The sequence below is a fragment of the Streptosporangium sp. NPDC051022 genome, from assembly GCF_040683035.1.
Classification (GTDB): domain Bacteria; phylum Actinomycetota; class Actinomycetes; order Streptosporangiales; family Streptosporangiaceae; genus Streptosporangium.
In genome coordinates this window covers 441,206-460,739 of record NZ_JBFBCF010000002.1, presented here as the reverse complement: position 1 = coordinate 460,739, position 19,534 = coordinate 441,206, and the positions used below count along the sequence as shown (strand labels likewise).

Here is a 19,534-nt window from a genome sequence, read left to right as displayed (position 1 = left end):
GCGGACCCGGAAACGGACTCCGCGAACGACCGGCACCCCGCGGGCTCGGAAACGGACTCCGCCCGCGGGACACCGGCTACCCGGCGCGACGGCCACCAGCCACCAGCCACTGGGCACCACCGGCCACCAGGCACCGGTCAGCGGTCAGCGGTCAGCGGTCAGCGACGGCGGGCGCCGTACTCCCTGCGCATCGCGGCCACGCTCTCCAGGATCTCGTCCTGGGTCTTCAGCAACCTCGCCTCGGCCTCCTCGGTGCGGCCCTCGGCGGCCAGCCTGCGGTCGCCGGTCCGGGCGCCCAGCTTCCGCTTGGCCCGAGCCTTCAACTCACGGAGGTTGAGCCTGTCCATGAGACCCACGGTCCTCACTCCTTCGGCAGATGAGGTCCGTCAGCTTCCCCTCGGACGGCCGGATATGCGCCCGGCGCCCTCCGATCGTCCCCGCCCGCGCCGGGAGACGCGGCCCCGGCGCGGCGGACGGTGACCGGCGCCCGGTTCGCGGGGTTCGGAACTCGGTCCGCTCAGGCATGCGTCCAGTCGTGAGAGACGGGCCGGAAAGGGGTGCTCCCGGGAAAGACGGGCGGAGACGGCCCAGGAGAGACCGGAGGCCCGGGAGAAAGTGTCCAGGGAGAACCGGGGCGGCCGGACGCTCGGACGTGTGACCGCCGAAATCACATGATCATGATGTTGACCCGGAGGGGAATGGCCGAATCCAAGGCTTTGTGAAATCTTTCACAAAAGAACGCCCCCCGAAGGGAGCGCCGATGAAGGCATCAGACGACTTCCAGCCGCCAGGTCTTGATCTGTTCCACTTCCCTCCGCTCTGGCCGGGCGCGCCGTACTGGCTGACGAAACCGACCCTGACGGCCCTGGCCGGAGCCGTCGTGATCTGCGCCCTGTTGTGGGCCGCGTTCGCCAACCCCAAACTGGTGCCGCGCGGTCTGCAGAACGTCGCGGAGATGGGCTACCTGTTCGTCCGCGACCAGGCCGCCCGCCCCTTTCTCGGCAGGGACGCCGACCGCTGGATGGGCCTGCTGCTCAGCATCTTCCTGCTGACCTGGATCTGGAACCTGATGGGCGTGATCCCGCTCGTCCAGCTGCCGGTCTCCTCCTTCCTCGCCTTCCCCGCGGTGATCGCCGTCTCGGTCTACGTCATCAAGATCTACGTGGGCGTCCGCACACAGGGGGCGGCCGGATACGTCGGCAACCTCATCCCCCGCGGCCTGCCCAAACTCACCTATGTCCTGCTGGTCCCGCTGGAACTGCTGCAGAACTTCGTGACCTCGCTGTTCACCCACATGCTCCGGCTGGCCGCCAACATGTTCGCCGGGCACATCATCCTGGCGTTCTTCAGCGCCGTCGGCTTCTGGTTCCTGTTCGAGCGGCCCACCTTGCCGGGTGTCCCGTTGGGCGTGATCGGCGTGCTCATGGCGATTGTGATGACCGGGTTCGAGATGTTCATCCAGTTTCTGCAGGCCTACCTCTTCGTCCTGCTCACCGCCATGTTCATCGGCGCCTCGCTCAACCCCGAGCACTGACCCCCGCCACAGGGCAGGCCCGTAACGGAGGCCGGGCCTGCCCTGCGACGGCAAGCGGCCGGACCGGCCGCCCGGTCTCCCCCGCGGACGGGGTCCGGCCGGCCGATCCCTCCCGCGGACCGGTTCCGGTCAGCTGGTCTCCGCACGCAGGCGGTCCCGGAAGGCGGCGAGCGCGGTCGCGTCGCCCGAACTCGTGAGGGACCCCGAGTCCGCCGGACGCCGCCCCCACAGGTGGAGCAGGAGATCCCCGGGCTCGCCGTCGATCCGGGCGTCCGGCACCGCTCCCCGCGCCGCCCACTCCACCCGGTTCTTCCGCAGGGTCACCGCCCACCGCCGTCCGCCGCAGCCCACGGCCACCGTACGGTCGACACCCCGCGACTGCTCGGCCCTGTCCCCGAAGTCGTGGGTGAGAAACCCGAGGACCTCGTCGACACCGTCGGCCGCCAGCTCCGGATCCACCGGACTCTCCTGCCCGCAGGTGAGCTCCGCGTCGACGCGGTGGACCGCCGTCTCGTGCGCCATCCGCCGATACCAGAACCCGACCGTCTGGTCCGGGGGAAACCACGTGTGGGACCTCTGCTCCGGTCCGCGGGCGACGAGCTGGTCGATGAGCCTGTCGCGCAGGGAGACGAACCAGAGCACAAGATCGGCGTCGGCGTCCGGGCGCGACCCCCGCTCCCCGCTTTCCGGCTGCCGCCCCAGCTCCATGCAGAGAATCTTGTGCTTGTACACCTCCCCGACGTGCCGCACGATGTCGAGGCTGGTCCAGCCCGGACACGTGGACACCATGGCGTCCGGATTCCGCTGGGCCATCCCGAGCAGACGGTCGCTGTCGGCTCGGATCAGGTCGAGGTAGCGAGTGTGGTCCATGACCGTATGGTGTCCCACGCCTCCGACAGTCTCGGCCTGACGATCCCGCCTCCCCGGCGGCCGTCAGCGGGCCCGGCCGACCACGCGGGTGCCCGCCACCAGGTCGTGCAGCGCCGCCCGGTCACGACGCAGCAGTGCCGACGCCACGGTGGCCCCCGCCAGGACGTAACAGAGCACGATCGCGGGCACCGCGACCACCGAGTCGTCCTCCGCCGTCCAGAACCGCAGCACGGCGATGTGGGCGAGCTGCCACGGCAGCAGTTTCACGGCGTTGCGGGCCATGATCCGGCCAAGTCCCGCCCTCCCGCCGCCGTCCGCGGTCACGATCAGCCCCGCGCGCCGTTTCCCCCAGGTGGCCTGTGCCGTACCGGCCTCGGTCACCACCAGGTAGACCCACACGGGCACCACGCTGAGCACGGTGATCACCAGGTCCGCCACGATCGGGGACGCGTCCGCCGGCCGGGCGAACGGCCTCACCCCCAGGAGGTACGGCACGGCCAGCAACGCCAGCCAGCCGACGATCACCAGATAGTCCCATCCCAGCGCGACCACCCGGCGCGCACGGGAGCCCGGCTCACCCGTCATCCTCGCGACCTCCGGCCTCCACCATCTCACCCCTGGACGGCCGGCGCCTCCGCCTCAGGCCGGACCCCGGCCGGCGACCCCGCGAAACTCCCCGGCTCGCTCCCCCACGGCGACAGGAGTCGTCTCAGTCGGGTTCGGGGATCTCGTCGTATTCGGCGTCGCCCTCCTCCGCGCGGCGCAGCCCGATGTCCTCCACCCACGAGGCGGCGAACCTGCGGATCTCCCCGATCCGCTCCTCGTCGATCCCGTACGCCTCGAAGTCCTCGTCGGCGATCAGCTCGACGAACTCCAGGCGCATCACCAGTTCGGCGAGGGAGAACTCCTCGTTGTGCAGGCGGGCCAGGTGTTCCAGGTCGCGGAAGCCGTACAGGTGGGAGACGGAGGCGACGTCGATGACGTCGCGGGCGAGGCTGCGCTCGTGCAGGGCGCGCATCTTCAGGCCGACGGCGTCGTCGAGGGAGACGACGGACACGTCCCCGACGATCACCGGCTGCCGCTGGAACGCCTCTCTGAGCAGGTCGAACTCGCAGCTCTGCTCGGTCACCGGGTCGCTCACCACCAGGCGTCCCATCCGGGGCGTGACCTCGATCACGGTGGCGTCGAGGCCCGCGCCCCTGAAGGTCTCGGCGATCCCGTCGGCGACCTCGGGCAGCGGCGTCTCGGCGGCGGTGGCGAAGTCGAGGTCGTTGCTGGGGCGGTCGGTGAAGCCGTGGGCGTTCATCGCGTAGCCACCGGCCAGGACCAGGCCGAACCGGGAGCAGGCCGGGAGCACGGCCCGCAGCATCCGTTCCTGGAAGGGAGGCAGGATCATCGTTCCCGCCCCAGTCCGCAGATCTTGCTCTCCCACGCCCTGCGGTAGCTCGGCCCGAGTCCCCTGCGCAGGAGCGGCCAGTCGGCGAGGAGGATCTCGGCGTTCAGGTACGACTCGGCGTCGTCGCGGGCGCCGCCGGTGATGACCGTGCGGTACAGGCTCATCCGCAGCGGACGGTTCGCCAGGTCGAACTCGGTGAGCCCGGACCAGCCGAGATGGACGGGCAGGGCGACGACCCCCGTGGCGGGACCGCGCAGGTCGGCCAGGGAGTCGGGGACCCGTCGCTCCACACCGTCCCAGCGGGACGGAAGCACACTCACGCCTCCCAGTATGCCCACGCCGCCCGGGCCACCGGTATGCCACGCCGACGCTCCCGCCGGTACGGCACGCGGCCGGTCAGCGGCGCGGCCCCAGGCGGGTCGAGGGGAGGTCGTGGCGGCCGGAGACGAACTCCTGGAAAGCGATCTTGACGCGGATCACCGGGCGGCGCCAGCGTTCCTCCCGGCGCTGGGCCCTGGTCATCTTGCGGGGTTGCGGGTGCCGGGAGCCGGGGGCGAAGAACCAGTGCGCCCAGGGAGACCCGGGGCGGGCCAGGCGCAGCGCGCCGGGGATCAGCAGGAGCGGGACGAACAGCCCGACCATGCCCGTCCAGATCTTTCCCTTGAGCAGGGTGACCACGGCGAGCACGAGGTTGACCACGATGAAGCTCGTCGCCACCCAGACTCCCTGCGCCGTGCCGTCCGGGCTCTCCCAGCCGAGCGGGCGCAGGCCGAGCAGGAGCAGGGCGGTGATCGCGATCGCGATGAACACCGCGTCGACCGAGGTGCGGCCCTCCTCCTCCCAATAGACGTCGTGCAGGTGCAGGATCAGCGCGAACTCGTCCAGGACCAGCGCGGCGCCGACGCCGAAGACGGCCGCCGTCAGGGCGTACCAGCCCTGGGAGACGCTGGAGACGACCAGTCCGGAGACCCCGCCGAGCATGGTCAGCACCACGCCGAACACCACGTGGTGGATGTGCATCTCGCCGACGCTGACGTTGCGGAACCAGCCGATCTTGGCGCGGATGAGCCGGACGTTGATCCGGGTGAACACGAAGGTGGCGATCAGCGCGACGAAGAAACAGAACAGCGGCAGCCGCCCTGTGTCCACGATTCGATCTTGGAACAAATCCCCCACTTCACTATCAGATTATGTGAGTGATCCCCATGATCACGCGAGGAACCCCCGTAGGAGGGCCGCGGTGCCCTCCAGGTGCTCGGCCACCGCCCGGCGCGCGGCGTCGGGGTCTCCGGCGAGGATCGCCTCCACGATCGCCTCGTGCTGGACGGCGGCGTGCTGGATGTTGCGCTGGAGCACCGGGATGGCGTTGAGCAGGTCGGTGATGCGCAGCCTGGCGTCCGCGCAGGTCGCGGCGAGCAACGGGGAGCCGGTCAGCTCCGCGATGGCCAGGTGGAAGGCCGTGTCGAGGCGGCGGTAGTCGTCGGGCCCGGCGGAGTTGACCTCCCGCAGGCGCTGCCGCAGCACCTCGCGCCGCTCCCGGTCGAGCCCGGCCGTGGCCAGCACCTGGGCCGCGCCGCACTCCACGGCCATCCGGAAGGTGAGCGCGTCGGTCAGGTCGTCGGTGCCCATGTCGGCCACGGCCCTGCGCAGGTCCGTCTGGCTCGGGCGCGGCGGGGTGTAGGTGACGAACGCGCCGCCGTACCTGCCTCGCCGTACGTCGAGGTAGCCCGCCTCCTGCAGGGCGCGGATGGCCTCGCGCAGGGTGACCCTGCTGATCCCGAGGCGGGCGGCCAGCTCGCGTTCCGGAGGCAGCTTCTCGGTCACCATGCCCAGTTTGATCGCCTGGAGCAGGCGCTCGACCGTCTCCTCGAACGCGTTGCCCGCGCGGACCGGGCGCAGCACCGCCGCCAGATGCGTCGACTCGTCCAATTCACCTCCAAACCTTGACAAGACATTCTCCGTATACCTCAATGGTCTGACACTAGCCCAATAGGACTCCGGCGAGGAGGGCTGCGTGGAGGTCGGCGAGCTTCGCGACGAGGTGGCGGCGGGACGGATCGACACCGTGCTGCTGGCGATCGTCGACATGCAGGGGCGCCTGCAGGGAAAACGGCTGTCGGCACGCTATTTTCTCGAGGAGGTGCTGCACCACGCCTCCGAGGGCTGCAACTACCTGCTCGCGGTGGACGTGGACATGAACACGGTCGACGGCTACGCGATGTCCTCGTGGGAGCGGGGATACGGCGACTTCGTGATGAGACCCGACCTGTCCACCCTGCGCCGGGTGCCGTGGCAGGAGGGCACCGCGCTGGTGATGGCCGACCTGGTCTGGGAGGACGGCTCGGACGTGACCGCCTCGCCCCGGCAGATCCTGCGAAGGCAGCTCGGCAGGCTGGCCGAGCGCGGCTGGGAGGCCCTCGTCGGGACCGAGCTGGAGTTCGTCGTCTACGACGACACCTACGAGGAGGCGTGGCGCAAGGGCTACCGCGACCTGTCCCCCGCCAACCTCTACAACGTCGACTACTCCCTTCTCGGCACCGCCAGGATCGAGCCGCTGCTGCGCAGGATCAGGCTCGGCATGGAGGGCGCGGGGATGTACGTCGAGTCGGTCAAGGGTGAGTGCAACCTCGGCCAGCACGAGATCGCCTTCCGCTACGCCGACGCCCTCACCACCTGCGACAACCACTCCGTCTACAAGAACGGCGCCAAGGAGATCGCCGCCCAGGAGGGACGGGCGATCACCTTCATGGCCAAGCCGAACCCGCGCGAGGGCAACTCCTGCCACATCCACATCTCGTTGCGGAGCGAGAACGGGAACGGCGACGGCGGGGAGCCGGTCATGGCGGGGGCGGGGCCGTACGGGCTGTCGGACCTCGGGCGGCACTTCATCGCCGGTCAGCTCGCCTTCCTGCGCGAGCTGACCCTGCTCTACGCCCCGAACGTCAACTCCTACAAGCGGTACGTGCCGGGCAGCTTCGCCCCGACCGCGGTCAAGTGGGGCGTGGACAACCGGACCTGCGCGCTGCGCCTGGTCGGTCACGGGCCGTCGCTGCGCGTGGAGAACCGGGTGCCCGGCGGCGACGTCAACCCCTACCTGGCGGTGTCGGCCCTGATCGCGGCCGGGCTGTACGGCATCGACAACGAGCTGCCCCTGGAGGAGGCCTTCACCGGCAACGCCTACGCGTCGGGGGCGCAGACCGTGCCGCACACGCTCAGGGACGCGCTGGAGCTGTGGGAGGGATCGGCCCTGGCGGGGAACGCCTTCGGGGAGGACGTCGTGGCGCACTACGCGAACAACGCCCGGATCGAGCTGGCCGCCTTCGAGGCGGCGGTCACCGACTGGGAGCTGTTCCGGGGATTCGAACGGATGTGACGATGAAGATCATCAATCCGGCGACCGAAGAGGTGGTCGCCGACGTGGAGTTCGCCGACGCCGCCGAGGTGGACCGGGCGGTCGAGCGCGCCCGGCGGGCCTTCGCCGCCTGGCGCCGGGTCTCCCCCGGCGACCGGGCCAGGCTGCTGCGGGCCTTCGCCCGCCTGGTGGACGAGCACGCCGGGGAACTGGCCGACCTGGAGATCGCGAACGCCGGGCACACCGTCGGCAACGCCCGCTGGGAGGCGGGCAACGTCCGCGACGTGCTGGACTTCTACGCCGGGGCGCCCGAGCGCAACCACGGCAGGCAGATCCCGGTGCCCGGCGGCCTGGACGTCACCTTCCAGGAGCCGCTGGGCGTCGTCGGCGTGATCGTGCCGTGGAACTTCCCCATGGTCATCATGACCTGGGGGGTCGCCCCCGCGCTCGCCGCCGGGAACACCGTGATCGTCAAGCCCGCCGAGCAGACTCCGCTGACCGCCCTTCGGCTGGCCGAGCTGGCCCTGGCCGCGGGCCTGCCGGAAGGGGTGCTCCAGGTCCTGCCGGGGGCCGGGGAGGTCGCGGGCGCCCGGCTGGTCGACCACCCGGACGTGGCGAAGATCGTGTTCACCGGCTCGACCGAGGTGGGCAAGCGGATCGCGGCCACGTGCGCGGGACAGGTCAAGCGGATCACCCTGGAGCTGGGCGGCAAGAGCGCCAACGTGGTCTTCGCCGACGCCGACCTGGAGAAGGCCGCGGCGACCGCGCCCTACGCCGTGTTCGACAACTCGGGCCAGGACTGCTGCGCGCGCTCCCGGATCCTCGTCGAGCGCTCCGTCCACGACGAGTTCCTCGAACGGCTCACCCGGGCGGTGCTGAACGTCAAGGTGGGCGACCCCCGCGACGAGGGCACCGAGATGGGCCCGCTGATCAGCGCCGAGCACCGCGCCCGGGTGGCCTCGTTCGTCACCGGTACGGCCCACGCCACCGGCCCCTGCCCCGCGGGGCCCGGGTTCTGGTATCCCGCGACGCTGCTCGTCCCGGAGAGCCTGGACGATCCCGCGTTCACCGAGGAGATCTTCGGCCCGGTGGTGACGGTGGTGCCCTTCGACGACGAGGCGGACGCCGTACGGATCGCCAACGACACGCGCTACGGCCTCAGCGGCTCCATCTGGACCCGCGACGTGGGGCGCGCGCTGCGGGTGGCCCGGGCGGTCGAGGCGGGCAACCTCAGCGTGAACTCCCATTCGAGCGTCCGCTACTGGACGCCGTTCGGCGGCTTCAAGCAGTCCGGGCTCGGCCGCGAGCTGGGCCCCGACGCCCTGTCCGCGTTCACCGAGACGAAGAACGTCTTCATTTCCGAGGAGTAGAGCATGCGGCGTTTGCAGGACCGGGTGGCCGTCGTCACCGGCGCGGGCAGCGGGATCGGCCTGGCGACCACGCGCAGGTTCGCCGAGGAGGGCGCCCGCGTCGTGTGCGTGGACCTGGACGAGGCGAGCGGGTCGGCGGCGGCGGCCGAGGTGGACGGCCTGTTCGTCAAGGCCGACGTGACCAGCGAGGACGACGTCGCCAGGGCGTTCCAGGCCGCGTTCGACACCTACGGCAGCGTGGACGTCGCCTTCAACAACGCGGGCATCTCCCCTCCCGACGACGACTCGATCCTGGAGACCGGCCTCGACGCCTGGCGCCGGGTGCAGGAGGTCAACCTCACCTCGGTCTACCTGTGCTGCAAGCACGCCATCCCCTACATGCGGCGCCAGGGCAAGGGATCGATCATCAACACCGCGTCGTTCGTGGCGGTGATGGGCTCGGCCACCAGCCAGATCTCCTACACCGCGTCCAAGGGCGGGGTGCTGGCCATGTCCAGGGAGCTCGGGGTGCAGTTCGCCCGCGAGGGGATCCGGGTCAACGCGCTCTGCCCGGGACCGGTCAACACGCCGCTGCTGCAGGAGCTGTTCGCCAAGGACCCCGAGCGCGCGCAGCGCCGCCTGGTGCACATCCCGCTCGGCCGGTTCGCCGAGGCCTCCGAGATCGCCGCCGCGGTGGCGTTCCTGGCCTCCGACGACGCGAGCTTCATCACCGGCTCCGAGTTCCTGGTCGACGGCGGCATCTCCGGCGCCTACGTCACACCGCTGTAGCCACCCGTCCCTGGTGGCCACCGTCTTCCATCGGTGGCCGTCATCGGTTGCCATCGAGAGCGCGCCGGGACGTGGATCTGCGCCCCACGTCCCGGCCTCGGCAGGAAAGAGATCATGTCCCGTCCCGTCATCGGCATCACCTGCTACGTCGAGCCCGCGAGGTTCACCGTCTGGGAGACGACCACCGCGCTGCTGCCGTACGACTACGTCGACCACGTGGTCCGCGCGGGCGGCCAGCCGGTGATCCTGCCCCCGGCGGGCGAGCCCGCCACGGTGGCCGGCCGTCTGGACGGGCTGATCCTGGCCGGCGGCGGTGACATCGACCCGGCACGGTACGGCCGGGCCCCGCACGAACAGACCGGCTACGTCCGCGACTTCCGCGACGACGCCGAGTTCGGCCTGGTCGCGGCCGCGCTGGAGCTGAGGATCCCGTTCCTGGGGATCTGCCGGGGCCTGCAGGTCCTCAACGTCGCCCTCGGCGGCAGCCTGCACCAGCACCTGCCCGACGTGGTCGGCGACCGCGCCCACGCGCCCGCCCCCGGCCTGTTCGGCCGGATGCCGGTACGGCCCGTCCCCGGCAGCCTGACCGCCGAGATCCTGGGCGCGGACCCCACCGAGGTGGCCCACTACCACCACCAGGCCGTGGACGAGGTCGGCACCGGCCTGGCCGTGACCGCCCGCGCGGCGGACGGCACGGTCGAGGCCGTCGAGCTGGAGGGACATCCGTTCGCCCTCGCGGTCCAGTGGCACCCCGAGGCCTCCGGCGAGTCCGCGCTCTTCGAGGCCCTGGTACGGCACGCCCGCCCCTGAGTCCGCCGCTCAGTCCGCCGCTCAGTCCGCCACTGAGTCCGCCGCTGAGTCCGCCACTGAACCGGCCGCCGAACCCGCCGCCTTCCCGGACGGCGGGCCCGGGCCGGCCCGCGAGGACGCCCCCGGCGGGAGGGCGCCGGGCGGGGGCCGGGAAGGAACGGGACGGCGCGGGGATTTCGCTCGGCCGGTACGTACGGTTAGGCTGGCCACGACACCGATGAACCCGTGCGGGAGAGCGTCCTGACAGCCAGGCCAGGACCCCTGAAGGAGCAAGCCCTCCCCGCGAACCTCTCAAGGCAAAGGACCGTGCGGGTAGGTGCCTCTGGAAAGCAGGCCCTGTGGCCTCGCCGAAGGTGAAAGTCCGGCAAAAAACGGGCGAAGCTCTCAGGCATCCATGACAGAGGGGGAGGATGCTCTCATCCGACCCCTGTCTGAGGTGCGAACATGTCCCGACCCACGCCGCTGCGCGGCGTCCACGAGGCCCTCGGCGCGACGCTGACCGATTTCGCGGGCTGGTTGATGCCGCTGCGCTACGGCAGCGAGTCCGCCGAGCACAAGGCGGTCCGCCAGGCGGCGGGCCTGTTCGACCTGTCCCACATGGGCGAGATCTTCGTGACCGGCCCGCAGGCGGGCGAGGCGCTCGACCACGCGCTCGTCGGCCACATCTCCGCTCTGGAGCCCGGACGCGCCCGCTACACGATGATCGTCGATTCCCGGGGCTGCGTGCTGGACGACCTGATCGTCTACCGCCTGGCCGGCGACGAGTTCATGGTCGTCGCCAACGCCTCCAACTACCCCCGGGTGGCCGCCGAGCTGACCGAGCGCTCCGGGGCCTTCGACGCCGCGGTGGAGGACCGCTCCGAGCAGTACGCGCTGATCGCCGTCCAGGGCCCCCGCTCCCGCGACATCGTGGGCGAGCTGACCGAGGCCGACCTCGACGGGCTCAAGTACTACGCGGGCCTGCCCGCGACCGTGGCCGGGTACCAGGCCCTCATCGCCCGCACCGGATACACCGGCGAGGACGGCTTCGAGCTGTTCGTCGCCGCCGCCGACGCCGAGCCGCTCTGGGCCGCGCTCACCAAGGCGGGCGAGCCGTACGGTCTGCTTCCCGCCGGTCTGTCCGCGCGCGACACCCTCCGCCTCGAAGCGGGCATGCCGCTTTACGGAAACGAATTGTCCGCGGAACTGACTCCGTTCGACGCGGGGCTCGGCCGTGTGGTGAGGTTTGACAAGCCGGGCGACTTCGTCGGCCGGGCCGCCCTGGAACCGCTCAGGGACGTCCCGCCGACACGTCGTCTGGTGGGTCTGATCGCGACCGGCCGCAGGGTGCCCCGCCACGGATATCCGGTGGTGCTCGCGGACGACGGTTCCGTCGTCGGAGAGGTCACCAGCGGAGCGCCTTCCCCGTCACTGGGCAGGCCCATCGCCATGGCCTACGTGGACAACGGCGTGTCCACCGGCCTGGCCGTGGACATCCGGGGTAGCCGTGAGCCGGTCGAGGTCGTTGAACTGCCTTTCTACAGGAGGAAAAAGTGAGCAACATTCCCGAGGACCTGCACTACACCAAGGAACACGAGTGGATCTCGGGCATCGACGACGGCCTGACCCTGACCGTGGGTGTCACCGCCTATGCCGCCGACGCGCTGGGTGACGTGGTCTACGTGCAGGTGCCCGAGGTCGGCGCGACGGTGACCGCGGGTGACGCGGTCGGCGAGGTCGAGTCGACCAAGTCGGTGAGCGACATCTTCGCACCGGTGAGCGGTGAGATCGTCGAGGTCAACGAGATCGTCGTGGACGACCCCTCGCTGGTCAACAGTGACCCCTACGGTGATGGCTGGTTGTTCCGCGTCCGCATCGAGGGTGACGCCGACGACCTGCTGTCCCCCGAGGAGTACGCCGCGCTCACCTCGGGCGAGTCCTGAAATCTCTTAGCTTGTGCCGTGATCATGCGCGTCCACCGGCGCGCATGATCACGGCGATTGAACCACGTGGAAGCACGTGAAGACAGGAACAGATCAGTGGCGATCAGCGTCTTCGACCTCTTCAAAATCGGAATCGGCCCGTCCAGCTCGCACACCGGCGGCCCGATGGCCGCCGCCCACAAATTCGCCAGAGGCCTCGACCAGGACGGCCTCCTGGACAAGACGGCAGGGGTCGAAGTCATCCTGTACGGCTCGCTCGGCCTGACCGGCAAGGGCCACGGGAGCGACAAGGCCGTCCTGCTCGGCCTGTCCGGCGAGAAGCCCGAACTCGTCGACGTCGACACCGTCGACGAGCGGCTGGCCGCCATGCGCGCCTCAGGAACGATCCAACTGTGCGGCACCCACGAGATCCCCTTCGTGGTCGGCGAGCACCTCGTCTTCGAACGCAAGATCTCGCTGCCGCACCACCCGAACGGCATGCGCTTCACCGCCCTCTCGGAAACGGGCGACACCATCCGCGAGAAGGTCTACTACTCGGTCGGCGGCGGCTTCGTGGTGGACGAGAACGCCACGGGCGCCGACCGGATCAAGCCGGACGACACCGTCCTGCCGTACCCCTTCACCACGGCCGCCGAACTGCTCGGCCACTGCACCGAGACCGGCCTGTCCGTCTCCGGGCTGATGCTGGAGAACGAGAAGGCCTTCGGCCGCTCGGAGCAGGAGATCCGCGACCGGCTGCTGAACCTGTGGCAGGTCATGACCGAGTGCGTCCGGCGCGGCATCGCCAAGGAGGGCGTGCTGCCCGGCGGGCTGAAGGTCAGGCGCAGGGCCCACCAGCTCCACCGGAGGCTGCAGAGCGAGGCGGCGGAGAAGGACCCGCTGCACGCGATGGACTGGGTCTCGCTGTTCGCCCTGGCGGTGAACGAGGAGAACGCGGCGGGCGGCCGGATCGTCACCGCCCCGACCAACGGCGCCGCCGGCATCGTGCCGGCCGTGCTCAGCTACTACGACCGGTTCGTCCCGCACGCCGACGACGACGGCGTGGTGCGCTTCCTGCTCACCGCGGGGGCGATCGGCGTGCTGTTCAAGGAGAACGCCTCCATCTCCGGCGCCGAGGTCGGTTGCCAGGGCGAGGTCGGCTCGGCCTGCTCGATGGCCGCCGCCGGGCTCACCGAGGCCCTCGGCGGCACCCCCGAGCAGGTGGAGAACGCCGCCGAGATCGGCATCGAGCACAACCTGGGACTGACCTGCGACCCGATCGGCGGACTGGTGCAGATCCCGTGCATCGAGCGCAACGCGGTCGCCTCGATCAAGGCCATCACCGCGGCCAGGATCGCGCTGCGCGGCGACGGCCGCCACTTCGTCTCCCTCGACAAGGCGATCAAGACGATGCGCGACACCGGGCGCGACATGCTCGACAAGTACAAGGAGACCAGCCGGGGCGGCCTGGCGGTGAACGTCATCGAGTGCTGAGCGCCGCCCGCCGGTCTCCTCCGCACGACCTTCCCCGCCTCTCCCCTTTCCCTCTTCCTTCCTACTCCCGTCCTCGTGACCCTCCCGTCCTCGTGACCCCTCCCGTCCCCTTCACACCCCCGTCCCTGCCACGATCTGCCCCGTCCACGACCTCCCGGCCCGCCGTCCTCCGTCGCCTTCCGCCGCTTTTCGGGCGGATGAGTCCGTGGACGGCCGGGTTCCGGGACGGCTAAGTTCTTCGACTGCCACGTTCTTCTGCGGCCGCGTTTTTCGGCGAACAAGCCGGACGGCCTCCGACGGGCGGGCCGGACGGTATGAACTTCACCATCCCGCACGGGAGCACCCCACCGCACCTATGCTGGGTGGCCCTGTCGCGGAGACCCGGGAGGCTGCGGTGTCGACGGAGGTCCTGGAACCGGGGGGCAAGCCCGGGGAGACGCGCCCGAGAAGCCGTCACCGCGCCGTCCCCCGCACCCCTGTCGTCTCCCGTGTCCTGCGCTTCCTCGGCTCCCACTGGCTGTTCCTGGCCGCCCTGCTGGCCGGTGCCGGGCTGCGGGCCGTGGCCGTGCTCGGCTACCGGCCCGCCCTGTGGTTCTGGGCCGACTCCTTCGTCTACCTGGGCGCCGGGCTCGACCCCCGCCCGATGGAGTCGCGCCCGTCGGGCTACTCCCTGCTGCTGTGGGCGCTGCGACCGTTGTCCAGCATCCAGGCCGTGGTCGTGCTCCAGCACCTGCTCGGGCTCGTCGCCGCGCTCTGCGTCTATCTCCTGCTGCGCCGTCTCGGCCGCCTGCCGGGGTGGGGGGCGACGCTCGCCACGCTCCCGGTGCTGCTGGACGTCCACCAGATCCAGCTCGAACACCTCGTCATGGCGGACCTGGCGCTGGAGGTCCTGGCGGTGGCCGCGGTCACGCTGGTGATGTGGCGGCGGCGGCCGTCGGCGTGGGCCGGGCTGTTCGCCGGGCTCCTGCTCGCGGCGGCGACCGTCACCCGGACGATCGGGCTGCCGCTGATCGCCGTGGTGCTGGTGTGCATGGTGATCCGGCGCAGCGGCTGGCGGGCCGTCACGGCCGCCGCGCTGGCCTGTGTGATCGGCCTGGGCGCCTACGCCGCCTGGTTCAGGTCCGAGTACGGCACCTACGGGCTGACCCGGGGCAACGCCTTCCTGTGGGCGCGCACACTCACCTTCGCCGACTGCGCCAAGATCAAGCCGACCGGCCCCGAGGCCGCCCTCTGCCCGACGGACCCGGTCGGCGCGCGCGAGGCCCCGCCGGTCTACATCTGGGACGGCCGCTCGCCACTGAACAAGATCAAGGGCACCTGGGCCGAACGCGACGAACTGGCCGGCGCCTTCGCGACCCAGGCCATCATGGCCCAGCCCCTCGACTTCCTCACCGCGGGCCTGACCGACGTGGCCCACATCTTCGACTGGGACCGCCGGGTCTACCCGACCCCGGGCCCGCAGAGCGCCTACGTCTTCCCCGACACCGTCAAGCCCTTCCCGGCCGGGGCCGCCTCCCAGGGCAGGACGGCCGAGGAGCTGACCCGGGCCTACCAGGGCACCTCCGGCGAGACCCGCATGGTCGAGCCCTACGCCGGATGGCTGCGCGCCTACCAGGAGTACGGCTTCCTGCGCGGCCCGTTCCTCGCCGTGATCCTGCTGATCGGGCTGGTGGGCGTGCTGCGCGACTGGCGGCGGCTGGGCGGCGCCGCGCTGACGCCGTGGGCGGTGGGGGCCGTGCTGCTGGTCCTGCCGCCCTTCATCGCGGCCTTCGACCACCGCTACGTGGTGCCCGCGGTGCCGTTCGTCTGCCTGGCCGCCGGGCTGGCCTTCGGGACACGACGGGCCCGGAAGCGGGGTCGGGAGGAGCCACCGCGGCGGGAGGAGCGGCCGGAGCGGGGATCAGCGACACCGGACGTGCAGGCGGACCGCCGCCCCGAGCTCCTCGTCACCGACGGTCCGGCGCACCTTCCCGACGGCGTCCTTGTTCAGCCGGGCGACAAGCTTGCCCACGTCGGCAGCCGGCCCGCAGCTCACCGCGATCCGCAGCCGCTCGTCCCTTACGTGCCTCACCTTGATACGGCTGAGCCCTTCGACTTCTTTAAGCGCGACCCCCAGCATCGCGGTCCCGGCACCGCTGCGGCTTCCACAGCGCCCCCAGCCCAGGGCGCGTACCAGCCACCTGGTCGCCAGCAGCGCCAGCACCACCAGTAGCGACGCGACCACCCATCCCAGCCACGGGTGGTCGGACAGGTGGCCGGGAAGGGCCCGGCTCACGATCCGGTCGTCGCGGGGCTGGGAGTGGAACCTGCCCTGGCTCCGCAGGAGCGTGTAGAGACCCGCCCCGGCCAGCACCGTCCCGGAGACGGCCAGGCCGATCCGGTTGTCCAGATATGCCTTCATCAGACTCCCCGTCTGCGCAGCCGTACGACGACCTCGCCCCCGCACATCGCGCCCAGGGCGGTCAGCCGGTCCCCCACGACCGTGCCCACCTGGCGTAGCAGGTGACCGGTCCGGTCCGCGTCGGTGAACACGGTGACCTCGATGGTGCGCGATCCGAGGCGCACCCGCGCCCGGCCCACCTCGTCCACCGACTCCGCGGCCGCCCGCAGCGTACGGCGCAGCCCCGCCCTGGTCAGCCCGATCACCGTCTTGGAGTCCGCGGACTCCAGCGGCACCAGCCGGCTCCGCCCCGGCAGCGCGGCGAGCGCGAGCAGCAGGCCGCCGGCCGCCATCGCGGCCAGTGCGGCGGCGAACACACCGGGGTCGGACCACCTCAACGCCCCGACCCCCTCCGCGAGGCTCCGGTACGGCATCCGCCCGAGGGGAGAACCCATCGCCAGGCCCGCCGTCACGCCGGCGGCGGCCGCCAGCCCCGCCGAGGCCAGCAGGGCGGCCACGACGCCCGCCGGGTTCCTCTCCGGCCTCAGCAACCGCACCGACCGGCGGCGGACCCCGTGCAGGTGTTCCCCGGCCGTCGTGCCCCCCGACCCCGACAAGATGTCCTGGAGAGTACTCATCACCTGGTCAGATGTACGCGCCCGCACCGGGGGCGCGGGAGGCCGAAGCGGCGACTTTCATGATCTTGGGATCGCCCTGGCCGGAGAATTTACCGCCGCGACAACAACATGAACGTTGCTCATATTAGGCTCGTTGTGGTTATGTTGCCGTTATGAACGACCGCCAGCGCTACGACCGGGCAACCGCGCATCTGGATCCCCCCTTCGCCGTGCTGGACCTGGAGGCCCTGCGCTCGAACGCGTCCGGCATGAAGCGCAGGGCGGGCGGCAAGCCGATCAGGATCGCCAGCAAGTCCATCCGGTCCAGGGCCGTCCTGGAGCGGATCCTCGCGATGGACGGCTTCGCCGGGATCATGGCCTTCACCCTGCCCGAGGCCCTCTGGCTGGTCGCCACCGGACTGCGGGACGTGCTCGTCGCCTACCCCACCACCGACCGCGCGGCGCTGGCCGAACTGGCCGCCGACCCCAGGGCCGCGCGGGAGATCACCGTGATGGTGGACCGCTCCGAACACCTGGACCTCATCGAGTCGGCGACCGGCCACGTCCACGACCGCCACGAGATCCGGCTGTGTCTCGACATCGACGCGGGTTTCGTCGCCCTCGGCGGCAGGTTCCGGGCCGGAGCCCGCCGCTCCCCGATCCGCGAACCCGACCAGGCCGCCGACCTGGCCGCCGACATCGCCAAACGCCCCGGCTTCCGCCTGGTCGGCGTCATGGCCTACGAGGCCCAGATCGCCGGGGTCGGCGACGCCCCTCCGGGCAACCCCGCCCTCGCCCGGGCGATCCGCTGGATGCAGGCCCGGTCACGGCGCGAGCTGATCGTGCGCAGGGGCCGCATAGTCCAGGCCGTCGCCCAGATCTCCGACCTGGAGTTCGTCAACGGCGGCGGAACCGGCAGCATCGAGGGGACCGTCCGCGAGCGGGCCGTCACCGAGGTCGCCGCGGGATCGGGCTTCTTCCACCCCCGCCTGTTCGACTTCTACCGGAGCTTCACCGGCCGCCCCGCCGCCCTGTTCGCCCTGCCCGTCGTCCGCCGCCCCGCCCCCGGGGTCGTCACGGTCCTCGGCGGCGGCTACCACGCCTCCGGCCACCCGGGCCTGGACCGCCTCCCCCAGCCCTACCTGCCGTGCGGGCTGCGCTACGACCCCGCCGAGGGAGCCGGAGAGGTCCAGACCCCGCTCCTGGGCCAGGCGGCCGAGGATCTGCGGACCGGTGACCGCGTCTGGTTCCGGCACGCCAAGGCGGGCGAGCTCTGCGAACGCTTCGCGGCCCTGCACCTGATCGACGGTGACGAGGTCGTGGAGACCGTCCCCACCTACCGGGGCGAGGGCCGCACCTTCCTGTGATCCTCCCGGTGATCTCCGGGCCCCTCCGGCCCGGGGTCACCCGAGGGTCTGGCCTGGGGTCACCCGGGGTCTCAGGTCCGGCGGTCACCCGAGGGGCGTGTCAGCGCCGGCGGCGCCGCCAGAGCATGACCACCGCGGTGATCGCCAGCACCGCGCCCACACCGACCAGGACCGGAGCCAGGTTCGGCTGCTCCTCCGCCCACAGGTCGTCGGGCTCGCCGGCCAGCTTGGCGGGCCGCGGCGTGACGCCCACGGCGTCGCCGACCCTGTCGCCGACGGAGACCAGGAACTGCTTCGCGCTCGTCTCGGCCTTGGCGACCGTACGGCGCGCGACGTTCTTCGGGCTCACCCGGTCGGCGATGGCGTCAACCGTCTGAGCCAACTCCGCGCGGGTCCGCTCGATTCGCCGCTCCAGCTCCGCGGGATCGGTGTCCGCCATCGGCTCTCCTCCTCATCACCCTTGACATTGATCAGTCTGTCAGGTCCGACCCACCCGCGGCACTTCGGCCTGGCCGGTAAGTTGGCCCGGGAACGATTCCACGGAGGAAACCCATGAAACTAGAGCCCGGAGACGCCGCCCCGGACTTCACGCTTCCCGCCGCCGACGACACCGCCGTGTCGCTCGACGCCTACCGCGGCAAGCGCGTCATCCTCTACTTCTACCCCGCCGCGATGACCCCCGGCTGCACCAAGCAGGCCTGCGACTTCCGCGACAGCCTCGCCTCCCTGACCGCCGCGGGTTTCGTCGTCCTCGGCGTGTCGAAGGACACCCCGGCCAAGCTCGCCAAGTTCGTCGAGCGCGACGCCCTGACCTTCCCGCTGCTGTCCGACCCCGACCTCGAGGTCCACAAGGCCTACGGCGCGTACGGGGAGAAGATGATGTACGGCAAGACCACCGTCGGCGTGCTGCGCTCGACCTTCGTCATCGACCCCGACGGGAAGATCGAGAAGGCCCTCTACAACGTGAAGGCCACCGGCCACGTGGCCCGCCTTCGCCGCGAACTCGGCGTCGACTAATCACCTTTTTCACCATTTAACATGGCCTGCGCATGCCCCATGAATTGTCGGTGACGTTCCGTAACCTTGGGGCATGCCGGCCAAGTACAAATACACCCCCGAAATGCTGGCCGAGGCCGCGGCGAGTTCCCTCAGCGTCGCCGACGTTCTCCGCCGCCTCGGCATCACGATCGCGGGCGGAAATCACGCGCACATCAGCCGCCAGCTGAAGCGCCTCGGGATCGACACCTCGCATTTCCGTAGGACCGCCCCCAACCGGGGGCGTCCCTCGCCAAGGCGTCGCCGCCCCGAACAGGCCCTCGTCGTTCTCCCCAAAGGCAGCGCACGCCCCAACCCCGCACGCCTCCGACGGGACCTGACGGCAATCGGGGTGCCGTACCACTGCACGGGCTGTAAGATCGAGGGCGTCTGGCTGGGGCGGGACCTCACTCTCCACGTCGATCACATCAACGGCGACTGGCTGGACAACAGAAAAGAGAACCTGCGATTCCTCTGCCCCAACTGCCATTCACAGACAGAGAATTTCGCAGGAAAGAAGAGGGGCCGTAGTCCAGCGGTAGAGACACACGGTTTAGGTCCGTGCCAGGGTGGGTTCGAATCCCACCGGCCCCACAAACGTCCGAGAAATCATGCGATCGAATTGAGGTCGGTGACCGTC

The 19,534-nt window shown here is 70.8% G+C and carries 20 protein-coding genes, 1 tRNA gene, 1 pseudogene and 2 riboswitches; of the genes and pseudogenes, 13 read left to right on the top strand and 9 right to left on the bottom strand.

Annotated elements, in window-relative coordinates:
• Positions 1-158: 158 nt before the first annotated feature.
• The gene (locus tag AB0N02_RS06095) at positions 159-356 is read right to left on the bottom strand and encodes a hypothetical protein (protein ID WP_363943221.1); all 198 of its coding nucleotides are present in this window, start codon (positions 354-356) and stop codon (positions 159-161) included.
• Between the two features lie 404 nt (positions 357-760).
• Between AB0N02_RS06095 and atpB the strand changes: the two genes are divergently transcribed.
• On the top strand, positions 761-1,534 hold the full coding sequence (gene atpB, locus AB0N02_RS06090; protein ID WP_363943219.1) for a F0F1 ATP synthase subunit A: 774 nt from the start codon (positions 761-763) through the stop codon (positions 1,532-1,534).
• Positions 1,535-1,663: 129 nt separating this feature from the next.
• Here atpB and AB0N02_RS06085 read toward each other — a convergent pair whose 3' ends face one another.
• The 6 genes from AB0N02_RS06085 to AB0N02_RS06060 all read right to left on the bottom strand — a co-directional run bounded on the left by AB0N02_RS06085 (position 1,664) and on the right by AB0N02_RS06060 (position 5,729).
• A complete protein-coding gene (locus AB0N02_RS06085; RefSeq protein ID WP_363943217.1) occupies positions 1,664-2,404 on the bottom strand; it encodes a maleylpyruvate isomerase family mycothiol-dependent enzyme in 741 nt (246 codons plus the stop codon).
• A gap of 63 nt (positions 2,405-2,467) precedes the next feature.
• Complete coding sequence (locus tag AB0N02_RS06080; protein WP_363943216.1) at positions 2,468-2,989, bottom strand: RDD family protein; 522 nt, start codon at positions 2,987-2,989, stop codon at positions 2,468-2,470.
• Between the two features lie 124 nt (positions 2,990-3,113).
• Positions 3,114-3,800, bottom strand: coding sequence for a nucleotidyl transferase AbiEii/AbiGii toxin family protein (locus AB0N02_RS06075; RefSeq protein ID WP_363943214.1), 687 nt, complete (start codon positions 3,798-3,800; stop codon positions 3,114-3,116).
• Positions 3,797-4,120 carry a hypothetical protein gene (locus AB0N02_RS06070; protein WP_363943212.1) on the bottom strand — a complete coding sequence of 108 codons (324 nt, stop codon included), beginning with the start codon at positions 4,118-4,120 and terminating at the stop codon, positions 3,797-3,799. Before AB0N02_RS06070 ends, AB0N02_RS06075 begins: the two co-directional genes overlap by 4 nt.
• 76 nt (positions 4,121-4,196) lie before the next feature.
• A complete protein-coding gene (locus AB0N02_RS06065) occupies positions 4,197-4,949 on the bottom strand; it encodes a hypothetical protein (RefSeq protein ID WP_363943210.1) in 753 nt (250 codons plus the stop codon).
• Positions 4,950-5,009: 60 nt separating this feature from the next.
• Entirely contained in the window at positions 5,010-5,729 is a 720-nt protein-coding gene (locus AB0N02_RS06060) for an FCD domain-containing protein (RefSeq protein ID WP_363943209.1), read from the bottom strand.
• Positions 5,730-5,814: 85 nt separating this feature from the next.
• Between AB0N02_RS06060 and AB0N02_RS06055 the strand changes: the two genes are divergently transcribed.
• The 8 genes from AB0N02_RS06055 to AB0N02_RS06020 all read left to right on the top strand — a co-directional run bounded on the left by AB0N02_RS06055 (position 5,815) and on the right by AB0N02_RS06020 (position 15,707).
• On the top strand, positions 5,815-7,173 hold the full coding sequence (locus AB0N02_RS06055) for a glutamine synthetase family protein (protein ID WP_363943207.1): 1,359 nt from the start codon (positions 5,815-5,817) through the stop codon (positions 7,171-7,173).
• A 2-nt stretch (positions 7,174-7,175) separates the two neighbouring features.
• Complete coding sequence (locus AB0N02_RS06050) at positions 7,176-8,522, top strand: aldehyde dehydrogenase family protein (protein ID WP_363943205.1); 1,347 nt, start codon at positions 7,176-7,178, stop codon at positions 8,520-8,522.
• A 3-nt stretch (positions 8,523-8,525) separates the two neighbouring features.
• Positions 8,526-9,290 (top strand): 3-oxoacyl-ACP reductase, encoded by a 765-nt coding sequence (locus AB0N02_RS06045; RefSeq protein WP_363943203.1) that lies wholly within the window; start codon positions 8,526-8,528, stop codon positions 9,288-9,290.
• 114 nt (positions 9,291-9,404) lie between these two features.
• Positions 9,405-10,100, top strand: coding sequence for a gamma-glutamyl-gamma-aminobutyrate hydrolase family protein (locus tag AB0N02_RS06040; protein ID WP_363943201.1), 696 nt, complete (start codon positions 9,405-9,407; stop codon positions 10,098-10,100).
• 218 nt (positions 10,101-10,318) lie between these two features.
• Positions 10,319-10,417, top strand: a riboswitch (glycine riboswitch).
• Between the two features lie 2 nt (positions 10,418-10,419).
• Positions 10,420-10,504, top strand: a riboswitch (glycine riboswitch).
• A gap of 40 nt (positions 10,505-10,544) precedes the next feature.
• Positions 10,545-11,636: a glycine cleavage system aminomethyltransferase GcvT gene (gene gcvT, locus AB0N02_RS06035; RefSeq protein WP_363943200.1), complete on the top strand. Its 1,092-nt coding sequence runs from the start codon at positions 10,545-10,547 to the stop codon at positions 11,634-11,636.
• Positions 11,633-12,022, top strand: coding sequence for a glycine cleavage system protein GcvH (gcvH, locus tag AB0N02_RS06030; protein WP_363943198.1), 390 nt, complete (start codon positions 11,633-11,635; stop codon positions 12,020-12,022). Before gcvT ends, gcvH begins: the two co-directional genes overlap by 4 nt.
• A gap of 96 nt (positions 12,023-12,118) precedes the next feature.
• A complete protein-coding gene (locus AB0N02_RS06025) occupies positions 12,119-13,495 on the top strand; it encodes an L-serine ammonia-lyase (protein WP_363943196.1) in 1,377 nt (458 codons plus the stop codon).
• A 394-nt stretch (positions 13,496-13,889) separates the two neighbouring features.
• Positions 13,890-15,707: a hypothetical protein gene (locus tag AB0N02_RS06020; RefSeq protein WP_363943195.1), complete on the top strand. Its 1,818-nt coding sequence runs from the start codon at positions 13,890-13,892 to the stop codon at positions 15,705-15,707.
• Between the two features lie 188 nt (positions 15,708-15,895).
• Here the strand turns inward: AB0N02_RS06020 and AB0N02_RS06015 are convergent, their stop codons facing one another.
• Positions 15,896-16,513 (bottom strand): DUF6286 domain-containing protein, encoded by a 618-nt coding sequence (locus tag AB0N02_RS06015; RefSeq protein WP_363943193.1) that lies wholly within the window; start codon positions 16,511-16,513, stop codon positions 15,896-15,898.
• Positions 16,514-16,665: 152 nt separating this feature from the next.
• On the opposite strand from AB0N02_RS06015, the gene AB0N02_RS06010 reads away from it, so the two are divergent.
• The gene (locus tag AB0N02_RS06010) at positions 16,666-17,859 is read left to right on the top strand and encodes an amino acid deaminase/aldolase (RefSeq protein ID WP_363943192.1); all 1,194 of its coding nucleotides are present in this window, start codon (positions 16,666-16,668) and stop codon (positions 17,857-17,859) included.
• Between the two features lie 100 nt (positions 17,860-17,959).
• Here AB0N02_RS06010 and AB0N02_RS06005 read toward each other — a convergent pair whose 3' ends face one another.
• Complete coding sequence (locus AB0N02_RS06005; RefSeq protein WP_363943190.1) at positions 17,960-18,298, bottom strand: DUF3618 domain-containing protein; 339 nt, start codon at positions 18,296-18,298, stop codon at positions 17,960-17,962.
• Positions 18,299-18,411: 113 nt separating this feature from the next.
• On the opposite strand from AB0N02_RS06005, the gene bcp reads away from it, so the two are divergent.
• The 3 genes and pseudogenes from bcp (at position 18,412) to AB0N02_RS05990 (ending at position 19,488) form a co-directional block, all read left to right on the top strand.
• A complete protein-coding gene (gene bcp, locus AB0N02_RS06000; protein WP_363943188.1) occupies positions 18,412-18,876 on the top strand; it encodes a thioredoxin-dependent thiol peroxidase in 465 nt (154 codons plus the stop codon).
• A 73-nt stretch (positions 18,877-18,949) separates the two neighbouring features.
• Positions 18,950-19,387, top strand: a pseudogene (locus AB0N02_RS05995) (HNH endonuclease signature motif containing protein); the annotation flags it as partial.
• A gap of 28 nt (positions 19,388-19,415) precedes the next feature.
• A tRNA-Leu gene (locus AB0N02_RS05990) sits at positions 19,416-19,488 on the top strand.
• Positions 19,489-19,534 lie beyond the last annotated feature (46 nt).